Source organism: Campylobacter concisus (assembly GCF_050447485.1).
In the GTDB taxonomy this organism is placed as follows: domain Bacteria; phylum Campylobacterota; class Campylobacteria; order Campylobacterales; family Campylobacteraceae; genus Campylobacter_A; species Campylobacter_A concisus_BQ.
Window position 1 is genome coordinate 1,367,825 of sequence record NZ_JALMFY010000001.1, and the last position, 18,530, is coordinate 1,386,354.

General features: G+C 41.7%; 21 protein-coding genes and 1 tRNA gene. 7 read left to right on the forward strand and 15 right to left on the reverse strand.

Going from position 1 to position 18,530, the window contains the following annotated elements:
- From MTT29_RS06905 to MTT29_RS06920, 4 genes are all read right to left on the reverse strand, one after another.
- Window positions 1-270 carry a winged helix-turn-helix domain-containing protein gene (locus MTT29_RS06905; protein WP_429800157.1) on the reverse strand — a complete coding sequence of 90 codons (270 nt, stop codon included), beginning with the start codon at window positions 268-270 and terminating at the stop codon, window positions 1-3.
- Between the two features lie 64 nt (window positions 271-334).
- Window positions 335-610, reverse strand: a complete 276-nt coding sequence (locus MTT29_RS06910) for a hypothetical protein (RefSeq protein ID WP_429800158.1) — start codon at window positions 608-610, stop codon at window positions 335-337.
- Between the two features lie 11 nt (window positions 611-621).
- The gene (locus MTT29_RS06915) at window positions 622-1,326 is read right to left on the reverse strand and encodes a cytochrome c3 family protein (protein WP_429800466.1); all 705 of its coding nucleotides are present in this window, start codon (window positions 1,324-1,326) and stop codon (window positions 622-624) included.
- Window positions 1,323-1,760 carry a cytochrome c3 family protein gene (locus tag MTT29_RS06920; protein WP_429800159.1) on the reverse strand — a complete coding sequence of 146 codons (438 nt, stop codon included), beginning with the start codon at window positions 1,758-1,760 and terminating at the stop codon, window positions 1,323-1,325. Before MTT29_RS06920 ends, MTT29_RS06915 begins: the two co-directional genes overlap by 4 nt.
- Window positions 1,761-1,984: 224 nt before the next feature.
- On the opposite strand from MTT29_RS06920, the gene MTT29_RS06925 reads away from it, so the two are divergent.
- Window positions 1,985-2,060: transfer RNA gene (locus MTT29_RS06925), tRNA-Val, on the forward strand.
- Window positions 2,061-2,310: 250 nt separating this feature from the next.
- Entirely contained in the window at window positions 2,311-3,594 is a 1,284-nt protein-coding gene (locus tag MTT29_RS06930; protein ID WP_429800160.1) for an Ig-like domain-containing protein, read from the forward strand.
- 45 nt (window positions 3,595-3,639) lie between these two features.
- On the opposite strand, the gene MTT29_RS06935 is transcribed toward MTT29_RS06930, so the two are convergent.
- The 4 genes from MTT29_RS06935 to MTT29_RS06950 all read right to left on the reverse strand — a co-directional run bounded on the left by MTT29_RS06935 (window position 3,640) and on the right by MTT29_RS06950 (window position 7,420).
- Complete coding sequence (locus MTT29_RS06935) at window positions 3,640-5,058, reverse strand: alanine/glycine:cation symporter family protein (protein ID WP_429800161.1); 1,419 nt, start codon at window positions 5,056-5,058, stop codon at window positions 3,640-3,642.
- A gap of 88 nt (window positions 5,059-5,146) precedes the next feature.
- Window positions 5,147-5,662, reverse strand: coding sequence for a hypothetical protein (locus MTT29_RS06940; protein ID WP_429800162.1), 516 nt, complete (start codon window positions 5,660-5,662; stop codon window positions 5,147-5,149).
- 40 nt (window positions 5,663-5,702) lie between these two features.
- Window positions 5,703-6,869 carry a replication-associated recombination protein A gene (locus MTT29_RS06945; protein WP_429800467.1) on the reverse strand — a complete coding sequence of 389 codons (1,167 nt, stop codon included), beginning with the start codon at window positions 6,867-6,869 and terminating at the stop codon, window positions 5,703-5,705.
- A gap of 20 nt (window positions 6,870-6,889) precedes the next feature.
- Entirely contained in the window at window positions 6,890-7,420 is a 531-nt protein-coding gene (locus MTT29_RS06950; RefSeq protein ID WP_429800163.1) for a pyridoxamine 5'-phosphate oxidase family protein, read from the reverse strand.
- Window positions 7,421-7,499: 79 nt separating this feature from the next.
- Here MTT29_RS06950 and MTT29_RS06955 point away from each other — a divergent pair, with 79 nt between their 5' ends.
- A complete protein-coding gene (locus MTT29_RS06955) occupies window positions 7,500-7,793 on the forward strand; it encodes a hypothetical protein (RefSeq protein ID WP_429800164.1) in 294 nt (97 codons plus the stop codon).
- Window position 7,794: 1 nt separating this feature from the next.
- On the opposite strand, the gene ung is transcribed toward MTT29_RS06955, so the two are convergent.
- Window positions 7,795-8,487 carry a uracil-DNA glycosylase gene (gene ung, locus MTT29_RS06960; RefSeq protein WP_429800165.1) on the reverse strand — a complete coding sequence of 231 codons (693 nt, stop codon included), beginning with the start codon at window positions 8,485-8,487 and terminating at the stop codon, window positions 7,795-7,797.
- Window positions 8,488-8,550: 63 nt separating this feature from the next.
- Here ung and MTT29_RS06965 point away from each other — a divergent pair, with 63 nt between their 5' ends.
- The 3 genes from MTT29_RS06965 to infC all read left to right on the forward strand — a co-directional run bounded on the left by MTT29_RS06965 (window position 8,551) and on the right by infC (window position 11,805).
- Window positions 8,551-9,144 (forward strand): YbaK/EbsC family protein, encoded by a 594-nt coding sequence (locus MTT29_RS06965; protein ID WP_429800166.1) that lies wholly within the window; start codon window positions 8,551-8,553, stop codon window positions 9,142-9,144.
- A gap of 325 nt (window positions 9,145-9,469) precedes the next feature.
- Window positions 9,470-11,290, forward strand: coding sequence for a threonine--tRNA ligase (gene thrS, locus MTT29_RS06970; RefSeq protein ID WP_429800167.1), 1,821 nt, complete (start codon window positions 9,470-9,472; stop codon window positions 11,288-11,290).
- Complete coding sequence (infC, locus tag MTT29_RS06975) at window positions 11,287-11,805, forward strand: translation initiation factor IF-3 (protein WP_009295104.1); 519 nt, start codon at window positions 11,287-11,289, stop codon at window positions 11,803-11,805. Before thrS ends, infC begins: the two co-directional genes overlap by 4 nt.
- A 680-nt stretch (window positions 11,806-12,485) precedes the next feature.
- Here infC and MTT29_RS06980 read toward each other — a convergent pair.
- From MTT29_RS06980 to MTT29_RS06990, 3 genes are all read right to left on the reverse strand, one after another.
- Complete coding sequence (locus MTT29_RS06980) at window positions 12,486-12,695, reverse strand: hypothetical protein (protein WP_429800168.1); 210 nt, start codon at window positions 12,693-12,695, stop codon at window positions 12,486-12,488.
- An 88-nt stretch (window positions 12,696-12,783) separates the two neighbouring features.
- Complete coding sequence (gdhA, locus tag MTT29_RS06985; RefSeq protein ID WP_103644021.1) at window positions 12,784-14,142, reverse strand: NADP-specific glutamate dehydrogenase; 1,359 nt, start codon at window positions 14,140-14,142, stop codon at window positions 12,784-12,786.
- Between the two features lie 195 nt (window positions 14,143-14,337).
- Window positions 14,338-14,910, reverse strand: coding sequence for an SMI1/KNR4 family protein (locus MTT29_RS06990; RefSeq protein WP_429800169.1), 573 nt, complete (start codon window positions 14,908-14,910; stop codon window positions 14,338-14,340).
- 100 nt (window positions 14,911-15,010) lie between these two features.
- Between MTT29_RS06990 and MTT29_RS06995 the strand changes: the two genes are divergently transcribed.
- The gene (locus MTT29_RS06995) at window positions 15,011-15,940 is read left to right on the forward strand and encodes a PQQ-binding-like beta-propeller repeat protein (RefSeq protein WP_429800170.1); all 930 of its coding nucleotides are present in this window, start codon (window positions 15,011-15,013) and stop codon (window positions 15,938-15,940) included.
- A gap of 39 nt (window positions 15,941-15,979) precedes the next feature.
- Here MTT29_RS06995 and MTT29_RS07000 read toward each other — a convergent pair whose 3' ends face one another.
- The 3 genes from MTT29_RS07000 to MTT29_RS07010 form a co-directional block, all read right to left on the reverse strand.
- Window positions 15,980-17,419 carry an acetyl-CoA carboxylase subunit A gene (locus MTT29_RS07000; RefSeq protein WP_004317286.1) on the reverse strand — a complete coding sequence of 480 codons (1,440 nt, stop codon included), beginning with the start codon at window positions 17,417-17,419 and terminating at the stop codon, window positions 15,980-15,982.
- 116 nt (window positions 17,420-17,535) lie between these two features.
- Window positions 17,536-18,081 carry a hypothetical protein gene (locus MTT29_RS07005; RefSeq protein ID WP_429800171.1) on the reverse strand — a complete coding sequence of 182 codons (546 nt, stop codon included), beginning with the start codon at window positions 18,079-18,081 and terminating at the stop codon, window positions 17,536-17,538.
- A gap of 9 nt (window positions 18,082-18,090) precedes the next feature.
- Window positions 18,091-18,525, reverse strand: a complete 435-nt coding sequence (locus tag MTT29_RS07010; RefSeq protein WP_004317437.1) for a CopD family protein — start codon at window positions 18,523-18,525, stop codon at window positions 18,091-18,093.
- Between the last annotated feature and the right edge of the window lie 5 nt (window positions 18,526-18,530).

Sequence of the window (18,530 nt, forward strand, 5' to 3'; positions counted from 1 at the left end):
TCACACGGTTTTTAGGCAAATAGTTGGTATCTTAGCTCTGATCTCTCGCACGAGCGATCTTATGCGGTCTTGAGATAATGTCTCGTTTTTGTATAGGTGATGATCTATCTCGTCGTAGGTGATGACGTGGGGCGAGTTTTTGCATAAAATTTCAAGTAGCTGGCTCTCTTTTTTGCCAAGGTAGATGACATCGTCCTCTTTTCTTATGCAAAGGGAGTCTTTGTCAAAGACTAGGCCATTTTTTAGCTCAAATTTAGAGCCTAAAAGCACCTTGCAAAGCTAAAGGCGTGAAATAAAAACTCTTCAGGACAAAATGGCTTGATGATAAAGTCACTCACATAGCGTAGTAAATCCTCTTAAAAACGCTAGGGACACTAACATCTAGCAAAAGCATAATGGGAGTGATGTTTTGGCTATCTCTTATAAATTTAACCAGATCAAGGTTTAAATTTCTAGCCTTTACGTCAAAAACATAAAGATCGTATCTGTTGCCACACTCAAAGTCTTTGATGACTTCGTTGACACTTTTGAGCTGGATCATCCTAAACCCAAAGCGGTAAAGCGATGCATTTAGGATGATATTTTGCCAAAAGTCGATTAAGAGCAACAAGATATTCTTTATCAGCCAGCCATGCCACCGCCAGCTGGTTTTTTAGCGTCTTTTTCAGCCTTTTGTTTTATAAATTCCTCTTCTTCTTTTGTAGGTTTGTACTCATCTTTGAAGAATTTTTGCTTAGTTTCGATCCTCTTTTCGATCATTTTTTTATCATAAATTTTATATGTTGGCTTCCAGTACTCAAGATAGTTTCTAAAGCCAGCGCCGTGACCTGCGTCGTAGTGGCAGCTTACACATTTTAGCTCTTTAGGAGTGCCAAGAAGCTTTTTGTAGTGAGCATGCATCTTTTGAGCTTGCGCTGAAGTGCTGTTGCTGTCTATCACGTTTGTGTGGCAGCTTGTGCAGCCGTTGTCAAAGACAAAATGCTCGCGATTTTTGAGGTTTTTGTGCCAGTCGATTGCATTAGGATCGCCAAAGAAATGCACCCAGCCCTCTAAAATGCCATTTTTCGCCTTTGTTAGGGCGTATTTTGCGATGTTGTCATGTGGTATGTGACAATCCACGCATTTTGCTTTGATGCCAGTTTTGCCCTTGCCGCTGTGGATGTCGTCGTTATAGGCGATGACCATAGGGTCCATCTCGTGGCAAACTACGCAGAATTTATCCCCACTTGTCTCATCAAGTGCGTAATGAACTGGCAGAACGACTAAAAATCCAACAATTCCGCTTATGAAGATTATAAGCGCTAGTAATTTTTTTGAAATTTTCATGGTGTTACTCCATTCATCCATTGTGGCACCTCGTGTTCATGACACTCAGAGCACATGTTTGTAGACGGTTTGTGCTCGTTGTGGCACTCGTCGCAGTACAAAGTCGGACCATCGTGAACAGAGTTGTGAGGATTTGCCTTTAGAGTATCCATAAATTTTAGCCTTTGAGCTAAGAGCTTTTTACTCTTATGACAGGATAGGCAGCCAGCGTCGCCGATCGCTTTAAATTTGCTAGGATCATCGCCTTGGTTTTGGTGACAATCAATGCAGTCAAAGCTTAGATGTTCGTGATGAGGTTTGATCTTATACTTGGCTCTTAGCTCATCAGAGACTGCTACTTTTGTGACGTTTAGATCGCCCTTTGGCATATCGGCACCAAAGAGATGAAGCGAAAATAAACAGGCAAAAATAGCGATGAATTTAAGCTTATTCATACCCTTTTCCTTTCTATTAAGATTTTATAAACATCAAATTTCAATGAAAAACTAATATTTTTGCTTAAACTTATTTTTATGAAATTATAGTCCTTGCTTGATTAAATCTGCATTAATAATATTTTAGAGTATTAAAATATAGACTAGTTTTATGAAGTTGAATTTTAAAGAAAATGGCAATTAAGCTAAATAAAATGGAAAATAAAATATAATCCCAAATCTTTGGTCCCGTAGCTCAGTTGGTAGAGCACTACCTTGACATGGTAGTGGTCGATGGTTCGAGTCCATTCGGGGCCACCATTCTTATATCAAATTCTCCAAAACACAAAAATCCAAAAAATAAAATTTAAAAATATTTTTTTGTAACTCTACCATTTTTAAATTTTAAACTAAATCCCTAAAATACTGTAAATTTTTACTAAATTTAACTCAAAAATTTACAACTTCACATTTCTAAAATGTCACAACTGTACCAAAGTACAATAGCAAAGAACTAAAATATTTACTTATAATTGCAGCATAAAAACTAAAAACATAAAAAGGAAATGTTATGAGTAAAGTTAAAGGACTAATAAAATCAATAATCGGCACGGATGCCATTGTCGCTATAGACGCTAATGGAAATGAAAGAACTCTAAAAGCAGGCGACGTGATCTATGACAATGAGGTCATAAAAGAGCAAGATGGCGTAAAAGTTGAGGTGCAGGCTGCGCAAACTCAAAATGAAAATGCTAGCGATGAGACTGGCAAAGAGATAGCATCGCTACAAGAGCAATTATTAAATGGTAAAAATATCTCTGATCTTGAAGAGACTGCAGCTGGCGGCACTCAATCAGCAGGTGGAGTAAGCTCGAATGGCGTGAGCCTTGGCGCTGCTGGCTTTGCAAATGGCGGTCACTACTCAAACGTAAATGCAAATTTTGGCGATCTAAGCTCTCAAGCAAATGCTAGCGCAGAGGCTTTTACAAATGTAAGCGGTAGCGCAAGCGAGGAGGGCTTTAGTCTTGATACACTTGCAGCTGCGATAGATAATGCATATAACAATATATTGCCACAGACGCTAGAGGTATCTGTCACAGCAGTTGATGATAACGTAGTGACTGGTAATACAGATCAGGCAGTAGGCAGCAACCTTGACATCGAGGGCAATATCTTAGAGCATGAAAATTCACAAAGAACAGGTCTGCATATCACAAATGATAACACTCCAACTTTAGTTGGTAAGGCTACTTCAAACGCTACTATAAGCATATTTGATGGTGAAGGTGAAAATGCACCGCTACTTGGCACGACAACTACCGATGCAGACGGAAACTGGTCATACACACAAACTTCGCCTTTAGCTGATGGAGATCATAAATTTACTATCGAAGCTAGCAAAGTAGCTGCAAACGGCGAAGAGCTAAAAGCTACAAGCACACAAGAGATAACTGTTGATACAGACAATAGCACCTTGTCTATCACAAAAATATCTACTGATGATTTTGCCGACTTAACACAAGGTAGCCAAACGATGTATGATATTAATAAACAATACGACTTCTCACCAACTATCGAAGGTAAGGCTGAGCCATTCGCTGATATAAATTTGGTTATTAGGATAGCGGATAATAACACTTCAGAAGGTCATATAGTTGAAGAATTAAAGACCAAAGCTAAAGCTGATGGCAGCTGGGAAGTTGAAAGTCAAATGTTGGATAGTGAAAATTCTATTAAATACACAGTTCAAGCCTCATCAGTAGATGAAGCTGGTAATAAATACGCAGAACCTCAAGCATCAACGTTTTATTTACCGACAGAGCCTATATACCTAGCTCCAACTGACCACCTATAAAACATAAAATTAATGTGGAGAGGCTCTCTCCACACGCTTTTAAATTTACTTCAAATACTCTTTTACGTCGTACTCTTTGCCAGCATCGTGATCTTTTAAAAGTTTGGCTACAACTGGGCTTAGAAGGATAATGGCGATCAAATTTGGCACAACCATAAGGCCGTTAAACATATCAGCTAAACTCCAGACAAAATCGACCTTTTGCAAGCTGCCTAAAAAGACAAAAACAACAACTAAAATTTTAAAAATTTTAACCGCCTTTGCGCCAAAAAGGTAGCGCACGTTGATCTCAGCAAAGTAGTACCAGCCAAGTATGGTCGTAAATGCAAAGAAAAATAGGCAGATCGCCACGAAGCTATAACCGCCAGTTTTGCCAAAGATGTGCGATGAAAACGCCTCTTGCACCAAGGTGATGCCTGTAAAGACCGCCTTGCCGTTTTCAAAGCTGATGACATTTGCAGTAAGCACCACAAAAACGGTTATATTTAGGATGACAAAGGTGTCTATAAAGACGCTCATTATGCCAAGAACAGCTTGATCGACTGGGTGTTTGACGTTTGCGGCAGCGTGTGCGTGTGGAGTTGAGCCCATGCCAGCTTCGTTGCTAAAAAGTCCCCTTGCGATGCCGTATCTCATAGCAGCTGCGATGCTAGCGCCAGTTGCACCGCCCCAAGCAGCCGAAGGGTTAAATGCAGCTCTAAAGATTAGTGAGATCGCCTCTGGGATTTGGTGAAAATTTAAAGCGATGATAACCACGCCAACGATGATGTAAAGTAGCGCCATTAGCGGCACGATCTTTTCAGCGACCCTTGCGATCGCCTTTACGCCACCTATGAAAATTAGCGCGCAAATGAGAGCTAAAAACGCCCCTGTTATCCACTGCGGTATGCCAAAAGCGCCGCTAAAGCCGTCTGATATGGAGTTTGCTTGAACCATGTTGCCGATAAAACCAAGTGCGATGATGATAGCGATAGCGAAAAATCCAGCTAGAAATTTAGCCCATTTGCCCTTTAATCCGCGGCTTATGTAAAACGCTGGACCGCCTATTGTGTGGCCGCTGTCATCTTTGGTGCGGTAAATTTGAGCTAGACAAATTTCAGCGAAATTTGTAGCCATGCCTAAAAATGCTGCGCACCACATCCAAAATATGGCTCCAGGACCGCCCATGATAAGAGCTGTCGTCGCGCCTACTAGGTTGCCAGTGCCAACTTGCGCCGCGATCGCCGTTGCGACTGCTTGAAACGAGCTCATACCAGCCTTGCCAGCAGCCTCGCCGTGAAGTGAGAAATTTCCAAAAAGCTTGCCTAAACCCATTTTAAATTTAAAAATTTGAACAAAGCCAAGTCTAATGGTGAAAAATAGTCCAGTGCCGCAAAGTAGGGCGATAAGGAAGTATGGACCCCAAAGAAATGAATTTATACTTTCAACGCAGTTATTTAAAATTTCAGCAAAATTTGTAGACATTTTTTAACTTTCGTGATTGATTTGGATTTGAGAAGTATATTTGAAAAAATATAAAATTTAAATTAACTACTAAAAAATCATGGCCGAGCTAAATTTTTACAAAAGCACCCTGCAAAACCATGCTTGAGTAGTAGTAAAAGCTGTAAAATAGCCTATCGTCATAGCTTAGCTCGTCTTGCTCGATGATCTTAAGATACTTTGGCTCTAGCATTTGCTCCATCTTTGCAAGTGGCTTTGCATGCTCCATCTGCTCTACTTTTTCGCAAATTTCAAGCATAAGCTTAAAAAACACTTCAAGCTTACGTGAGATAAATTTAGCTGCCTCGCCTTGTTCGCTTAGTGCACTTTTATAAATTCGCACTAGAAAAACGAGCGCAAAGGGCGTTGCGTGCCAAAAAGTCTCTTGATACTCGCACTGAGCCACTATCTCATCAAGCAGATCATTAAGCTCTTTTTCATCAAATTTAGACTTTTTCACAGACTTTATAAGTGTGTTTAAAATTTGTGCAAAAAGCTCCGCCGTGCCGTAACTGCAGCTTAGTCTCTCCCACGGCACATCTTTTATCTTTAAATTTGCGATATATTCTAAATTTTGCTCGACCATGCGCGTACCTTTTTAAATTTCAAAAGAGTAAAGTCTAAATTTAGCCCTTTGACCTTATCTTTTCTAGCCACTCATTTAGCGTTTTTTCAAAGCCTATGCCCTTGCTTTTGTAAAAAACGAGCGGTTTTTCTAGGTATTTTTGCTCGACCCAGCCGCCAAAATCATGCGGATAAAGGTAGTCTTTGCTCTCTTTTGTGTGATTTTTTAGATATGGCGGGATTTTTAAAATTTCTTCGCTTTGCACGTATCTTAGGGCGGCATTTATCGCGTTGTAGCTAGAGTTTGACTTTGGCGAGCTAGCTAGATAGACGGCGCACTGAGCCAGTATGATCCTAGCCTCTGGGAAGCCTATCTCTTTTACGATGCTAAGCGTGCTTGCGGCTAAATTTAGCGCATTTGGGTTTGCGTTGCCGATGTCTTCGCTGGCAAATATCGCCATCCTTCTAGCGATGAAGTCCGCGCTCTCACCAGAGTCTATGAGCCTTGCGAGATAGTAGATGACGGCGTTTTCGTCGCTTCCACGTAGGCTTTTTATAAAAGCGCTTGCTAGCTCGTAGTGCGTGTCGTCCTCTTTTGCCCCCTCTTTTAGGGTGTTTTGGCGAAGTGTTTTTAAATTTTCTATGCTCACATTTTCATCAAGCGTGACGGCAAATTCTAATAAATTTAGCATAGCTCTTGCGTCGCCGCCGCTACTTTTAAAAAGATACTCTTTTGCTTCTTCGTCAATGCTAAATGAAATTTGCTCTCTTATCTTGCCAAGAAGCTCCTCAAAATCGCCACTGCTAAGCGGCCTAAACTCAAAGAGCATCGAGCGGCTTCTTATGCCTGAGCTTAGGGTGAAAAAGGGATTTTCCGTGCTAGCGCCGATGACTAGGGCTTTGTAGTTTTCCATGGGGATGAGCAGCGCTTCTTGCTGGGTTTTGCTTAGGCGGTGGATCTCGTCTATGAAAAAGAGTGGCTTATTTAGGGCGTTTTCGTAGTTTTTTAAAATTTTGCGAAAGTCATCTATCTTTAAATTTCCGCCGTCAAACTCGTAAAAGTCATAGTTTGCCCCATTTGCCACGGCTCTTGCAAAGCTCGTCTTGCCACAGCCTGCTGGACCATAAAATATGGAGTGCGGTATCTTGCTTGTGGCTATAAATTTTAAAAAGGCCGCTTTAACCGCCTTTTGTCCGCAAATTTCATCCAAGTTTTTTGGTCTAAACATCAGTGCAAGTGAGCTCAAATTTACTCCTTTACCGCTTTTGGCAAAATTTTGGCCTTTGCGCTAAGACTCTCTATCTTTAGCTCGTAAATTTTCATGTTTTTTAGCCCATACTCGGCCGCCACGTCAAAGGTGCTCATCGCGTAGGCGGTGTATTTTTGGCTGAGGATTTTTAAAATTTCATATCTTTTGGCATCATCTGTCACTTCGTAGGCTCTCGTTTTTGCGATGGCGCTTTTGTACTCAGTCGTAAAGACCTTGCCGCCAAGCGCCTTGCCATCGTCTTTTATCATTTCTAGCTCGCTATCATTTAGATGCGGGACCTTGTTGAAGCTCACGCAGACAAACTCCACTTTTCGCCCATTTTGAAGCAGCTTTGCCTTGCTACCAGCGCTCGCTCCATGCACAAAAATGCTCTCACCAACTCTAACTGGCGAGATAGGCACGCTAAAAATTTCTCCCTCATCATCCACGCATGAGATCACGCTGTATTCGCAGTTATCGATGATCTCAAGCGCCTCGTCAGGACTTAGTTCTCTATCTTTTCGTCTCATTTTTCATCCTTTTTTTGCAAAATATTTTAAAATTTAAGTGCTTAAAGGCTAGTATAACGCAAAAATTTCAAGGAAAAATATGAAAAAATCTCTAATTTTTGCCCTTTTGCTGGGCGTAAATTTATTTGGTGCAAGCGAGGTTTGCAAGGAGTATGTCAAGCAAAGTAGGCTCTATCTTGACGAGCTTTACGCCAAAGAGAGCAAGAAGCTTGCGGGTGATGAGAAGGCGCTAAGGCTTTTTGAGCTTAAATTTGATGAGTTTAAGCAAAGGCAAAGCGGCCAAGAGGCGATGATAATGCAAAATAACGATGAGAAATTTTGCAAAAGCGAGCTTGAAAAGGTAAATAAGCTTCTTGTTGAGCTTAAAAAATAGCTCAAATTTGAGCGTTTAAGTCCCACTCGATGGGCGTTTTGCCGTGGTTTGCTAGGTAGATATTTGCCTTTGAAAAGTGCCTGCAGCCAAAAAACGCCCCGCGAGCTAGCGGACTTGGATGGGCTGCTTCCAAGATGAGGTGCTTGCTGGCGTCTATTAGCGGCGCTTTTGCCTTGGCTGGGTTGCCCCAGAGCATAAAAACTACGTTTTGTAAATTTTGGCTAATCTTTCTTATGACGGCGTCTGTAAAGCCCTGCCAGCCAAAGCTAGCGTGAGAATTTGCCGCTCCAGCACTTACGCTTAAAGTTGAATTTAATAAAAGCACGCCTTGCTTTGCCCACTTTGTAAGATCGCCACTATTTGGCTCTTTTATGCCAAGATCGGCGTAAATTTCTTTATAAATATTCACAAGGCTTGGCGGCACTCTCACGCCACTTGGCACTGAAAAGCTTAGTCCCATGGCTTGATTTGCACCGTGATATGGGTCTTGGCCTAGGATGACGACTTTTACGGCGTGAAATGGAGTTAGATTAAATGCGTTAAATATAAGCCCGCTTGGTGGATAGACGACGCCAGCGCTCTTTGCTTTTAAGAAATTCTCTTTGATGCGTGCAAAATTTTCACTCAAAAACTCATCTTTTAGCACCTCTTTCCAGCTTGGCTCGATCTTTACGTCGTCTAAATTTATCTGCATTTTCCTGCCCTTTTTTGGTTTTAGCGGTATAATTTTAACTAAATTTATCCAAAGGAAAGAGCTGTGTCAGAGCAAATTTTTAATAAAATCCACGACCTTCTTAGCAAAAATGGAGCTAAATTTAGAGTGATAGAGCATGAGAGCGCGAGAACTTCAGAGGAGGTTGCGAATATAAGGGGCACGAAGATGAGCCAGGGCGCAAAGGCGCTGGTATGCTCTATAAAGGGCGTAGATGAAGCGAAATTTAGAGAAATTTTTAAAGATGAAAATGTGCTTGAAGGCTACTTGCTAGATGACGAAAGGCCAGTGATGAAGGCTGGTAAAATTTACTTGCTAGCGGTCTTACCAGCGGACGAGCAGGCTGATCTTGACGCGCTTGCACAAAAATTTGATGGTAAAAAAGCAAGCCTTGCTAGCCCAGAGGAGGTTACGGCCTTGGCTGATTGCGTATTTGGCTCGGTTCCGCCATTTAGTTTTCATAAAAATTTACACCTTGTTGTGGATGAGAGTTTGCTAGAGCGAAACGAGGAGATCGCCTTTAATGCGGGGCTTCTTGATAGATCGCTCATCTTAAACGCAAAAGACTACGCCAGGATAGTAAAGCCGATGCTTGTTAAATTTGCAAAAGAAAAAAGTGCTAGGCTAACCACTTCCTAGCACTAAATTAGTCGGGAGAAAAATGAATTTAAGTAATGCAAAGACGAGAAATTGCTAAATTCATTTCAGGAGCAAATATTATCAGTGGTAATCTTAAAATATAATAAAGTATATAGATAAAATACGCATATTTTAGGGATATTTATCTTTATATATAAAAAAATATATTTTAAAATCCAAAAATTTTGACTCAAATTTTACTAAATTTAAAAAGAATTTATAAAAATTTGCTTAGCAAATATTAAGTTTAGCTTAAAGCCCATTTTGATAAAATCCTTAATCGTTCTTTTATCGTAAAAAAGACAATTTGATATAAGGAAAAACAATGAGCGATATCATCGCATACAAACTAAATGGCGAAATAGTCGATACTCAAAGTATCGCAGGGCGTGAGAGTAGTGCTGAGCCTGTCTATTTCGACAACTCAAAAGAGGCACTACACGTTATCAGACACTCCTGTGCGCACCTAATGGCACAAGCTATCAAATCACTCTATCCAAAGGCGAAATTCTTTGTCGGACCAAATGTAGAAGATGGATTTTATTATGATTTTAGAGTTGATGATGAGGGCACGAAGCTAGGCGAGAGCGATCTAGCAGCGATCGAAGATAAGATGAAAGAGCTTGCTGAGAAGAAATTTGACATAGTTAAAACTTGCTCAACCAAAGCTAATATGAGTGAGAAATTTAAAAACGACGATCTAAAACAAGAGGTCTTAAAAAGAATTCCAGATGGCGAAGTGAGTAGCTACGCACAAGGCGATTTTGAGGACCTTTGCCGCGGACCACACCTACCAAATACTAAATTTTTAAGATTTTTCAAGCTTACACGCGTGGCTGGGGCGTATCTTGGCGGTGATGAGAGCCGTGAGATGCTAACTAGAATTTACGGCACAGCTTACGCAGACAAAGAGAGCCTAAAAGAGCACATCCGCATCATCGAAGAGGCTAAAAAGCGCGATCACAGAAAGCTTGGCGTCGAGATGAAGCTATTTACATTTGATGAAGAAGTGGGTGGTGGTTTGCCTATCTGGCTACCAAATGGCGGACGCTTAAGATCAAAACTAGAGCAACTTCTATACAAAGCTCACCGCGACCGCGGCTACGAGCCAGTGCGTGGTCCTGAGCTTTTAAAGGCTGATGTGTGGAGAAGAAGCGGCCACTACGCAAACTACAAAGAAAATATGTACTTTACAACGATCGATGAGACAGAGTATGGCATCAAGCCGATGAACTGCGTTGGTCACATCAAAGTTTATCAAAGTGACATCCGCTCTTACCGCGATCTCCCGCTTAAATTTTTTGAATACGGCGTCGTTCACCGCCATGAGAAAAGCGGCGTGCTTCACGGACTTTTCAGAGTTCGCGAATTTGCACAAGATGACTCACATATCTTTTGTATGCCAAGCCAGATCAAAGAAAATATCTTAGAAATTTTAAAATTTGCTGGCACGATAATGGAAAATTTTGGTTTCCACTATGAGATGGAGATATCAACCAAGCCAGCCAAAGCGATCGGTGGCGATGAAATTTGGGAAACTGCTACAAAAGCACTAAAAGAAGCTCTTGATGAAAATGGCTTTAAATACGGCATCGACGAGGGCGGCGGCGCATTTTATGGACCAAAGATCGACATTAAGATAACTGACGCGCTTAAGAGAAAGTGGCAGTGCGGCACGATACAAGTCGATTTTAACTTGCCAGAGCGCTTTGATCTAGGCTACATCGATGCAAATAACGAAAGACAGCGCCCTGTAATGCTTCACAGAGCCTTGCTTGGCAGTTTTGAGAGATTTATAGGAATTTTACTTGAGCACACTGCTGGTGAGTTGCCATTTTTCATAGCGCCAACGCAAGTCGTCATCGTGCCTATTAGCGACGCGCATTTAGACTACGCAAAAGAAATTTCACGCGAGCTAAGAAAGATCAACGTCGATAGCGAGATCGCAAGTAAAAATGAGAGTTTAAATAAAAGAATAAGAACGGCAGAAAAACAAAGGGTGCCTATGATAGTCGTGCTAGGAGACAACGAAGTAGCGAACAAAAGCGTTGCATTGCGCGACAGACAGGCTAGGACGCAGAGCGATATGAGCTTGGCGGAATTTATAAATTTAACGAAGGAGAAACTTAGTGAGGTACATTTTTGAGTAAGGAAAATGAAGTATTGCTCAACGAAGATATAAGGGCGAGAGAGGTAAGATGTGTAGGGGATGATGGCACGGCGTACGGTGTCATCTCAAGAGATGAGGCTTTAGAGATCTCAAACAAGCTTGGGCTTGATCTAGTGCTTATAGCGCCAGACGCGAAGCCGCCAGTTTGCAAGATAATGGACTATGGTAAATTCCGCTATCAGCAAGAGAAAAAGCAAAAAGAGGCTAAGAAAAAGCAAAAAACCATCGAGATAAAAGAGATAAAACTCTCTGTCAAGATCGCCCAAAACGATATAAACTATAAGGTTAAACACGCAAGCGAGTTTTTGCAAGATGGCAAACACGTTAAATTTCGTGTATTTTTAAAGGGTCGCGAGATGAGCACCCCAGAGGCTGGCGTAGCCATGCTTGAGAAGGTCTGGGAGATGATCAAAGATGAGGCTGACCGCGACAAAGAGCCTATAATAGAAGGTCGTTATGTAAATATGCTTGTAACTCCAAAAAAGGGTTAAAATCTCACAAAGAGCAGGCTAGGGCTTGCTCTTTTTCATTAAATTTTTAATACAAAAACTCACAAATAACTATTTTCAAAAATTCTATCATTTTTATATTTTCTAAATTTTCGCTGGGGGCGTTTGATGGGCTGATGTGGCTTGCGGTTAAATTTTGTAGGATGAATTTAGACGTGGCTTAAATTTAGTAAATTTTGATTTTTACTTGCTGGGATTTATTCGCTTTGCTATCACTCGCAAAAGTGCTGTGCCTAAAAACTTCTTGTGAGTTTTAAATTTCGTTTTTTATATGCTTGTATGAGTGTTTTAGTCCAAATTTGCTTAATAGCTGGCTAAATTTAATAAGTTAAATTTGGTTTTTCTTATAAAAATGCGAGCAGTTTTTATCGTTTTAAAATGCTTTTTGCAAAGGTTTTTGACTGCTTTTGTTTTTAAAATTTGATAAGAGAAATTTAGATGTGGCTTAAATTTATAAAATTTAACTATCTCTTGCCAAAAATGAAACTCTTTGTCGTCTGCTTGGACAAAATTTAGGATTTGCTCGGTTGGTAGTAGGACTTTATTATTTAGCCTTACTACGTCGAAGTTGCAAGTGCCATGAAATTTTTCGCTCGCAACGCATTTGCTGCAAATTTCTTCATCGCCAAGTAGTCATGCATAGACCGCACCACCATTTGCCACTATATTAGCTCTTTTGACAAAATTTCTATAAAAAGCTCTAAAAATAGCGATCTGCTAGCCACCCTACTGAAATTTAGCCAAGCTTCAAATTCACATCTATCATACCAGTGCAAATTTATTAAAAAAAACGCTCTATATACACGGCATAAATGCTTCAAACTAGCGTAAATTTGATAGCTTGCTAGTAAAATTTGCCATATAAAAGGCAAATTCTATTTTGGCTAAAAACCATAGCCTACCTCGTATCGATTTACGCCCAAATTTAACTTGGACGTAAATTTACGGAGCGAAATTGGCCTACACATATCCTTGATCTATCATCGCGTCAGCCACTTTTCTAAAGCCAGCGATATTTGAGCCAAGCACTAGGTTGCCCTCATCGCCAAACTCTTTACTTGTTTCGTAGCTTAGTTCAAAGATGTGATTCATGATGCCATGAAGTCTGCGATCGACCTCCTCGAAGCTCCACGAAGTCATGCCAGCATTTTGCATCATCTCAAGGCCACTTGTGCCCACGCCGCCAGCGTTTGCTGCTTTTGCTGGAGCAAAGTGAAAGTCTTTTTGTGCAAGCATGAAATTTATCGCATCAAGTGTGCTTGGCATGTTTGCGCCCTCAGCCACGAAGCGGCAGCCATTTGCGTAAAGCACTTTTATATCAGCTAGGTGAAGCTCGTTTTGTGTCGCACATGGGAAGGCTCCGTCGCATGGCACGTCCCAGACGCCGTTTCTACCCTCTTTGTATTCGCTCACGCTTACATATTTTGCATTTGGTCTAAATTTGGTGTATTCGCTAAGGCGAGCGCGTCTCACTTCTTTTAGCTCTTTAAGCACCGCTAGATCGATGCCCTCAGCGTCATAGACATATCCGTTTGAGTCAGAGACGGTGATAGGTAGTGCGCCTGCTTGATAGAGCTTTTCGACTGTGTAGATGGCGACATTTCCGCTACCACTGACGCTGCATTTTTTGCCCTCTAGATCAAGTCCAGCTTTTTTTAGCATGTTTTGAGTGAAATATACTAGTCCGTATCCAGTAGCCTCTGTGCGCGCTAGGCTGCCGCCCCAGTTTAGCCCTTTGCCAGTTAGGATGCCATCAAACCTGCCAGTTAGCTTTTTATACTGGCCAAACATATAGCCGATCTCTCTAGCGCCCACGCCGATATCGCCTGCTGGCACATCCACGGTGTTGCCGATGTGGCGATATAGCTCGCTCATAAATGCCTGGCAAAATCGCATTATCTCACCCTCGCTCTTGCCCTTTGGATCAAAGGTGCTGCCACCTTTTGCGCCGCCGATATTTACGCCAGTGAGCGAGTTTTTGAAAATTTGCTCAAATCCAAGAAATTTTAGCACGCCAAGATCGACGCTTGGGTGGAGCCTTAGACCGCCCTTGTATGGGCCAACAGCTGAGTTAAACTGCACGCGGTAGCCGTTATTTACCTTTGGTCTGCCATCATCGCCTGTGTATGTGACGCGAAAGATCACCGTGCGCTCAGGGATGACGATGCGCTCTAGGATCGCGTGTTTTTGGTACTTGCTCTCTCTTTTGATAAGCGGCTCTAGGCTGTTTAAAACCTCAGTCGCAGCTTGGACAAAGACGCCTTGACCTGGGTTGGTCTTCTTTATCCACTCCATCGTTTGTTCGATGTACTCGCTCATTTTTGCTCCTTTTTCCTTTTTTTGTAGTTAAATATTAACTCGGCTAGAAAAAATTTTTATTTAAAGATATTTTAATATTTTTATTTTGGGCAATTAGTGTTACATATCGAAACTAAATTTATAAAAAGTGGTTTTTGCATCATTTGTTGGGATAAATTTATAAAAGAGGATTTGGCTAGAGTGAGCCTAAATTTACTAAATTTGCGCCATCTCTTGCCAAAAATCAAGTGCCGCGTCGTCTGCTTGGACAAAATTTAGGATTTGCTCGGATGATGGCATGGTTTCGCCATTTAGTCTTGTTATATAGATACTAGCAAGCGCTATGAAAAATTTTTCAAAGTCACTCGCAACGTGCCTGCTGCAAAGCTCCTCATCTCCAAGCAGCCACGCATAGACCGCACCACTCGTACAATCAAGCAAAAATATCCAAGGATCTCCCACGGCAAAAACTATCAAATTTGCTGGCCTCTCCTTGCCCTGCCACCATTTGCCACCAAACTCATCTACGCTGTTTAGGCGCACTAGCTCGCTTGCGTAGTCACCTCTAGAGCCAAAGCTGACATTGCAAATTTCAAACCCTCCAAGATCAAATTTACTTAAAAGCTCTGTAAATTTAGCTGGAAAATTTACGCCAAGGCTCTTTTGCGCTTGCATAAACGCCGAAGCGTCCTTTTGCGGCAAAAGTCTCATACCAGTCATACCCTCTTGCTCTAGCGGCAAGAAAATTTGATCTAGTTTTTTGGCGATCTCATCTAGTTTTAAAAACATATCGGTCCTTAAATTTGCTAAATTTTGGCAAATTTTATCAAATTTAACCCAGTGTGCTTTGAAATTTGGGTTATAATCGCCATAAATTTAAGGAGCTAGCGTGGTTAGATCATATCCTCTTGATATGCCTGGCGTGGAGTTTCGTGGGCACGGTGTAACTGGCATTTACGAGATGGGTGAGCGCATTGCATTTGTGCATTTTGCTTTTGGGGTGCCTAGCGAGCTAGAGATAGCTCAAAAGCTAACGCCAAACTACGTGCTACTAGATACATTTTCACGCGACTTTAGCGAGCATAAAAGATCAACGCTTGCCTACAAACAAAGCGAAATTTTCATAGCCAGCGACGCACTTTGCTACCCAGAAAATGGCTACTTCGTGCTAAATACTAGATACTACAAGGGCTACATAAACTCCCCAGCAAAGCTTATAAAGATAAGTGACGGGCTGATGAGCGAGCTTGGCGTTGCTAATGAGCCCGTAAAAGAGATATATAACGACGCTAAAACGTATGAATTTGATGGTTTTTGCGTGCGAATGAGTTCGCCATTTATGATGGAGTGCAAAGAAATTTTGGACAGCGCAGAGTTCAAAAGCGAAGCAAAAGATGAAAATTTAAACGCAAGTGTGCCGCCCAAAGAGCAGGGCGCAATGATAGGCAAAACCATCTGGCGGCTAAAGCTTGGCGCATATCTCTATACGCCAGTTTGCCTGCGTGAGGGAGTGCTTTACTTTGGCACCGCTGGCAAGGGCGGAGATCTATACGGCGTGGATGCAAAAAGTGGCGAAGTGGTGTTTAAGTTTAAAACCAGCGGCACGGAGCATTTTGTTTGGATCAAAGGTCAAATTTTGCTCGCGAACCGTAAAAATAAGCCAGTTTTGATAAGCGCCAAAGATGGCTTGCTATTAGAAGAGATAGAGTTTGAGAAATTTAGCCTTAGTGCAGATCAGATCATGCTAGTAAGCGGTGGCAGGCTCTATGCTGTGGCAAATGACGGAGCTAAAATTTACGCAGTTTGCGCGGAAATTTAGCCTTGGCGAATTGATCGCCAAAGCCGCAATTAGATAAATTTATCTCTTCTTTTTATATCTTTTTATCGCCTCTACAATTACCTCTTCTAGGTCGTCGTTTGGCTCTTTGTTCATATCATCATAGGTGTTTTCAAGGATAGTTTTTAAGTTTTTCTCAACGTAGCTAGTATCGAAAAATCCCCTTCTAAATTCCTTACTCTTGCTGATCGTTAGCAAAAATGGGATGATCGTTCGCACGCCCTCGATGGTAAATTCTTCAAGTGCTCTTTCAAGCTTATTTACCGCAAGATCGTAGTCGGTCGCTTTTACGATCAGCTTTGCTATCAAAGAGTCGTAAAATGGCGGTATGGTGTAGTCCTTATAGACGTGGCTATCGACGCGCACAGATGGGCCAAGAGCTGGGTAGTAGCCCTCGATCGTGCCTGGTGCTGGGATGAAATTCTCCCAGACATTCTCAGCCGTGATCCTTGCTTCTATCGCGTAGCCGCGCGGCTTGATGTCGCTTTGCTCGATCTCTAAAATTTCACCAGCTGCGATCCTTATCTGCCTAACGACAAGATCATGTCCTGTGATCTCTTCAGTGATGCCGTGCTCCACTTGGATACGAGTATTCATCTCCATGAAGTAAAAGTTATTGTAGTCATCTAGCAAAAACTCGATCGTTCCTACGTTTGAGTAGCCCACAGCCTTTGCAGCAGCCACTGCGGTCACACCCATGATCTTTCTTAAATTTTCACTGATCGATGGGCAAGGTGCGATCTCGATGATCTTTTGGTGGCGCCTTTGGATAGAGCAGTCACGCTCGCAAAGGTGGATGATGTTGCCGTAGTTGTCGCCTAAAATTTGAAACTCGATGTGGCGAGGATTGACGACAAGCTTCTCCATAAAAACTTCGTCGTTGTTAAAGTATGCTTTTGCCTCTCTGGTGCACGACTCAAAGGCATCTTGCATATCTTCTTCTTGCCAGACCTCCCTGATGCCGCGGCCACCACCACCACCGCTTGCTTTTAAGATGACTGGATAGCCGATGCGCCTAGCGTGCTCTTTTATGGCATCCATGCTCTCATCATTTAGCTTTTCAGTACCTGGCACTATCGGTATGCCGTTTTTCTTCATCAGATATCTAGCGATGTTTTTATCGCCCATTTTCTTGATGACTTCAGCCTTTGGACCGATGAAAATGAGCCCAGCATCCTCAACTGCCTTTGCAAATTCGTAGTTTTCGCTTAAAAAGCCGTATCCTGGGTGTATCGCATCAGCCCCACACTCCTTAGCGAGCTTTACGATCGCTTTGGCGTCAAGATAGCCTTTGATCGGATCTTCACCCACTTGATAGGCCTCATCAGCTATCCTTACATGCAAGCACTCGCTGTCTGGCGCTGTGTAAATTCCTACGCTTTGGATGTGTAAATCCCTACAAGCTCTGACTATCCTAACTGCGATCTCACCACGATTTGCGATAAGAATTTTATGTATCATAGGCTATCCTTTTTGAGTTTTTCTTATCATATAACTATTCGTTTTATTTTTAGATAAATTTGTTAAGTCTGGTTTTAAAATTTGAGTGCAAAGGCTAAATTTACACTCAAATTTCTTTATTTGCTAACGATCTGTGGGAAAGGTGTGGCTAGGGCTTTTTTGCTAAAATCTTGCGACTCGATCGTGAAATTTGTAGCAAATCTTTGAATGCCCTCTTTTTTATAAGCACGCCTTTGAATGGTAAAAAGGACTAAATTTCCGCCTTGTTTGGTGTAGCGATATATCGAGTGCTCGGCCGTTGGAGTGCCATTTAAATTTGAAAATATCGTGATATCAAGATAAATTTCATTTGCTAGCGAGCCCTTTTTATAAGCTACTTTTAGCCCTTTTGCCTTTAGCTCTTTTAGATCATTTATCTTTTGCTCGACTGCTTGCTCTGGCGTAGCGTCAAATTTAAGGGTATTTAGCGAGAGCATATAGCTAAAACTATCTAGTTTCTCACCAGGGAGCAAGTACTCCTGCGTGAATAAATTTGGCACAGGCTTGGCTGAGCTTACTAGCGAGTAGAGTCTGTTGTCAAATTTTATCTGCATTGGCTCAAAATACTGAGTAGCCGCGAGCAAGAGCGCTGGCAAAGCGATAAATGCTAAAAATTTCTTCATCAAATTCCTTTAAAATGGATTTACTATCATGACCCAGATGATGATGAGCATCGCGATAGTTGGCACTTCGTTGTAAGCTCTAAAGAAGATGCCACTTTTGTTACAGCGTTTCTCTTTGAGCTGCTTCATGTAGCGTCCAAGGTCTAGGTGATAGATAGCCATTAAGATGACAACTAAAATTTTGACATGGATGTGACCAGTTTTTATAAGATCAGGCATCGCGATAAGTATCAAAATGCCAGTGACAAATGAACCAATGAGTGCTACCCAGCCGATGTAGTGATACATCTTGTACTCCATCACCTCAACCACTTTTACAAAGTCTGGCTTGTCCATATTTTCTACGTGATAAACGTAGAGCCTTGGCTGATAAAACAGCACTGCCATCCACGAGATGAAAAACAAATAGTGGAGGTATTTTAAGTAAAGATAATATTCTGCCATAACGT

Bases quoted from the DNA above. Each gene is read 5' to 3' on its own strand.
- MTT29_RS06915 (WP_429800466.1), bottom strand. From the start codon at position 1,326: ATGAAAATTTCAAAAAAATTACTAGCGCTTATAATCTTCATAAGCGGA.
- MTT29_RS06920 (WP_429800159.1), bottom strand. From the start codon at position 1,760: ATGAATAAGCTTAAATTCATCGCTATTTTTGCCTGTTTATTTTCGCTT.
- MTT29_RS06930 (WP_429800160.1), top strand. From the start codon at position 2,311: ATGAGTAAAGTTAAAGGACTAATAAAATCAATAATCGGCACGGATGCC.
- MTT29_RS06935 (WP_429800161.1), bottom strand. From the start codon at position 5,058: ATGTCTACAAATTTTGCTGAAATTTTAAATAACTGCGTTGAAAGTATA.
- MTT29_RS06940 (WP_429800162.1), bottom strand. From the start codon at position 5,662: ATGGTCGAGCAAAATTTAGAATATATCGCAAATTTAAAGATAAAAGAT.
- MTT29_RS06945 (WP_429800467.1), bottom strand. From the start codon at position 6,869: ATGTTTAGACCAAAAAACTTGGATGAAATTTGCGGACAAAAGGCGGTT.
- MTT29_RS06950 (WP_429800163.1), bottom strand. From the start codon at position 7,420: ATGAGACGAAAAGATAGAGAACTAAGTCCTGACGAGGCGCTTGAGATC.
- MTT29_RS06955 (WP_429800164.1), top strand. From the start codon at position 7,500: ATGAAAAAATCTCTAATTTTTGCCCTTTTGCTGGGCGTAAATTTATTT.
- ung (WP_429800165.1), bottom strand. From the start codon at position 8,487: ATGCAGATAAATTTAGACGACGTAAAGATCGAGCCAAGCTGGAAAGAG.
- thrS (WP_429800167.1), top strand. From the start codon at position 9,470: ATGAGCGATATCATCGCATACAAACTAAATGGCGAAATAGTCGATACT.
- gdhA (WP_103644021.1), bottom strand. From the start codon at position 14,142: ATGAGCGAGTACATCGAACAAACGATGGAGTGGATAAAGAAGACCAAC.
- MTT29_RS06990 (WP_429800169.1), bottom strand. From the start codon at position 14,910: ATGTTTTTAAAACTAGATGAGATCGCCAAAAAACTAGATCAAATTTTC.
- MTT29_RS07000 (WP_004317286.1), bottom strand. From the start codon at position 17,419: ATGATACATAAAATTCTTATCGCAAATCGTGGTGAGATCGCAGTTAGG.
- MTT29_RS07005 (WP_429800171.1), bottom strand. From the start codon at position 18,081: ATGAAGAAATTTTTAGCATTTATCGCTTTGCCAGCGCTCTTGCTCGCG.
- MTT29_RS07010 (WP_004317437.1), bottom strand. From the start codon at position 18,525: ATGGCAGAATATTATCTTTACTTAAAATACCTCCACTATTTGTTTTTC.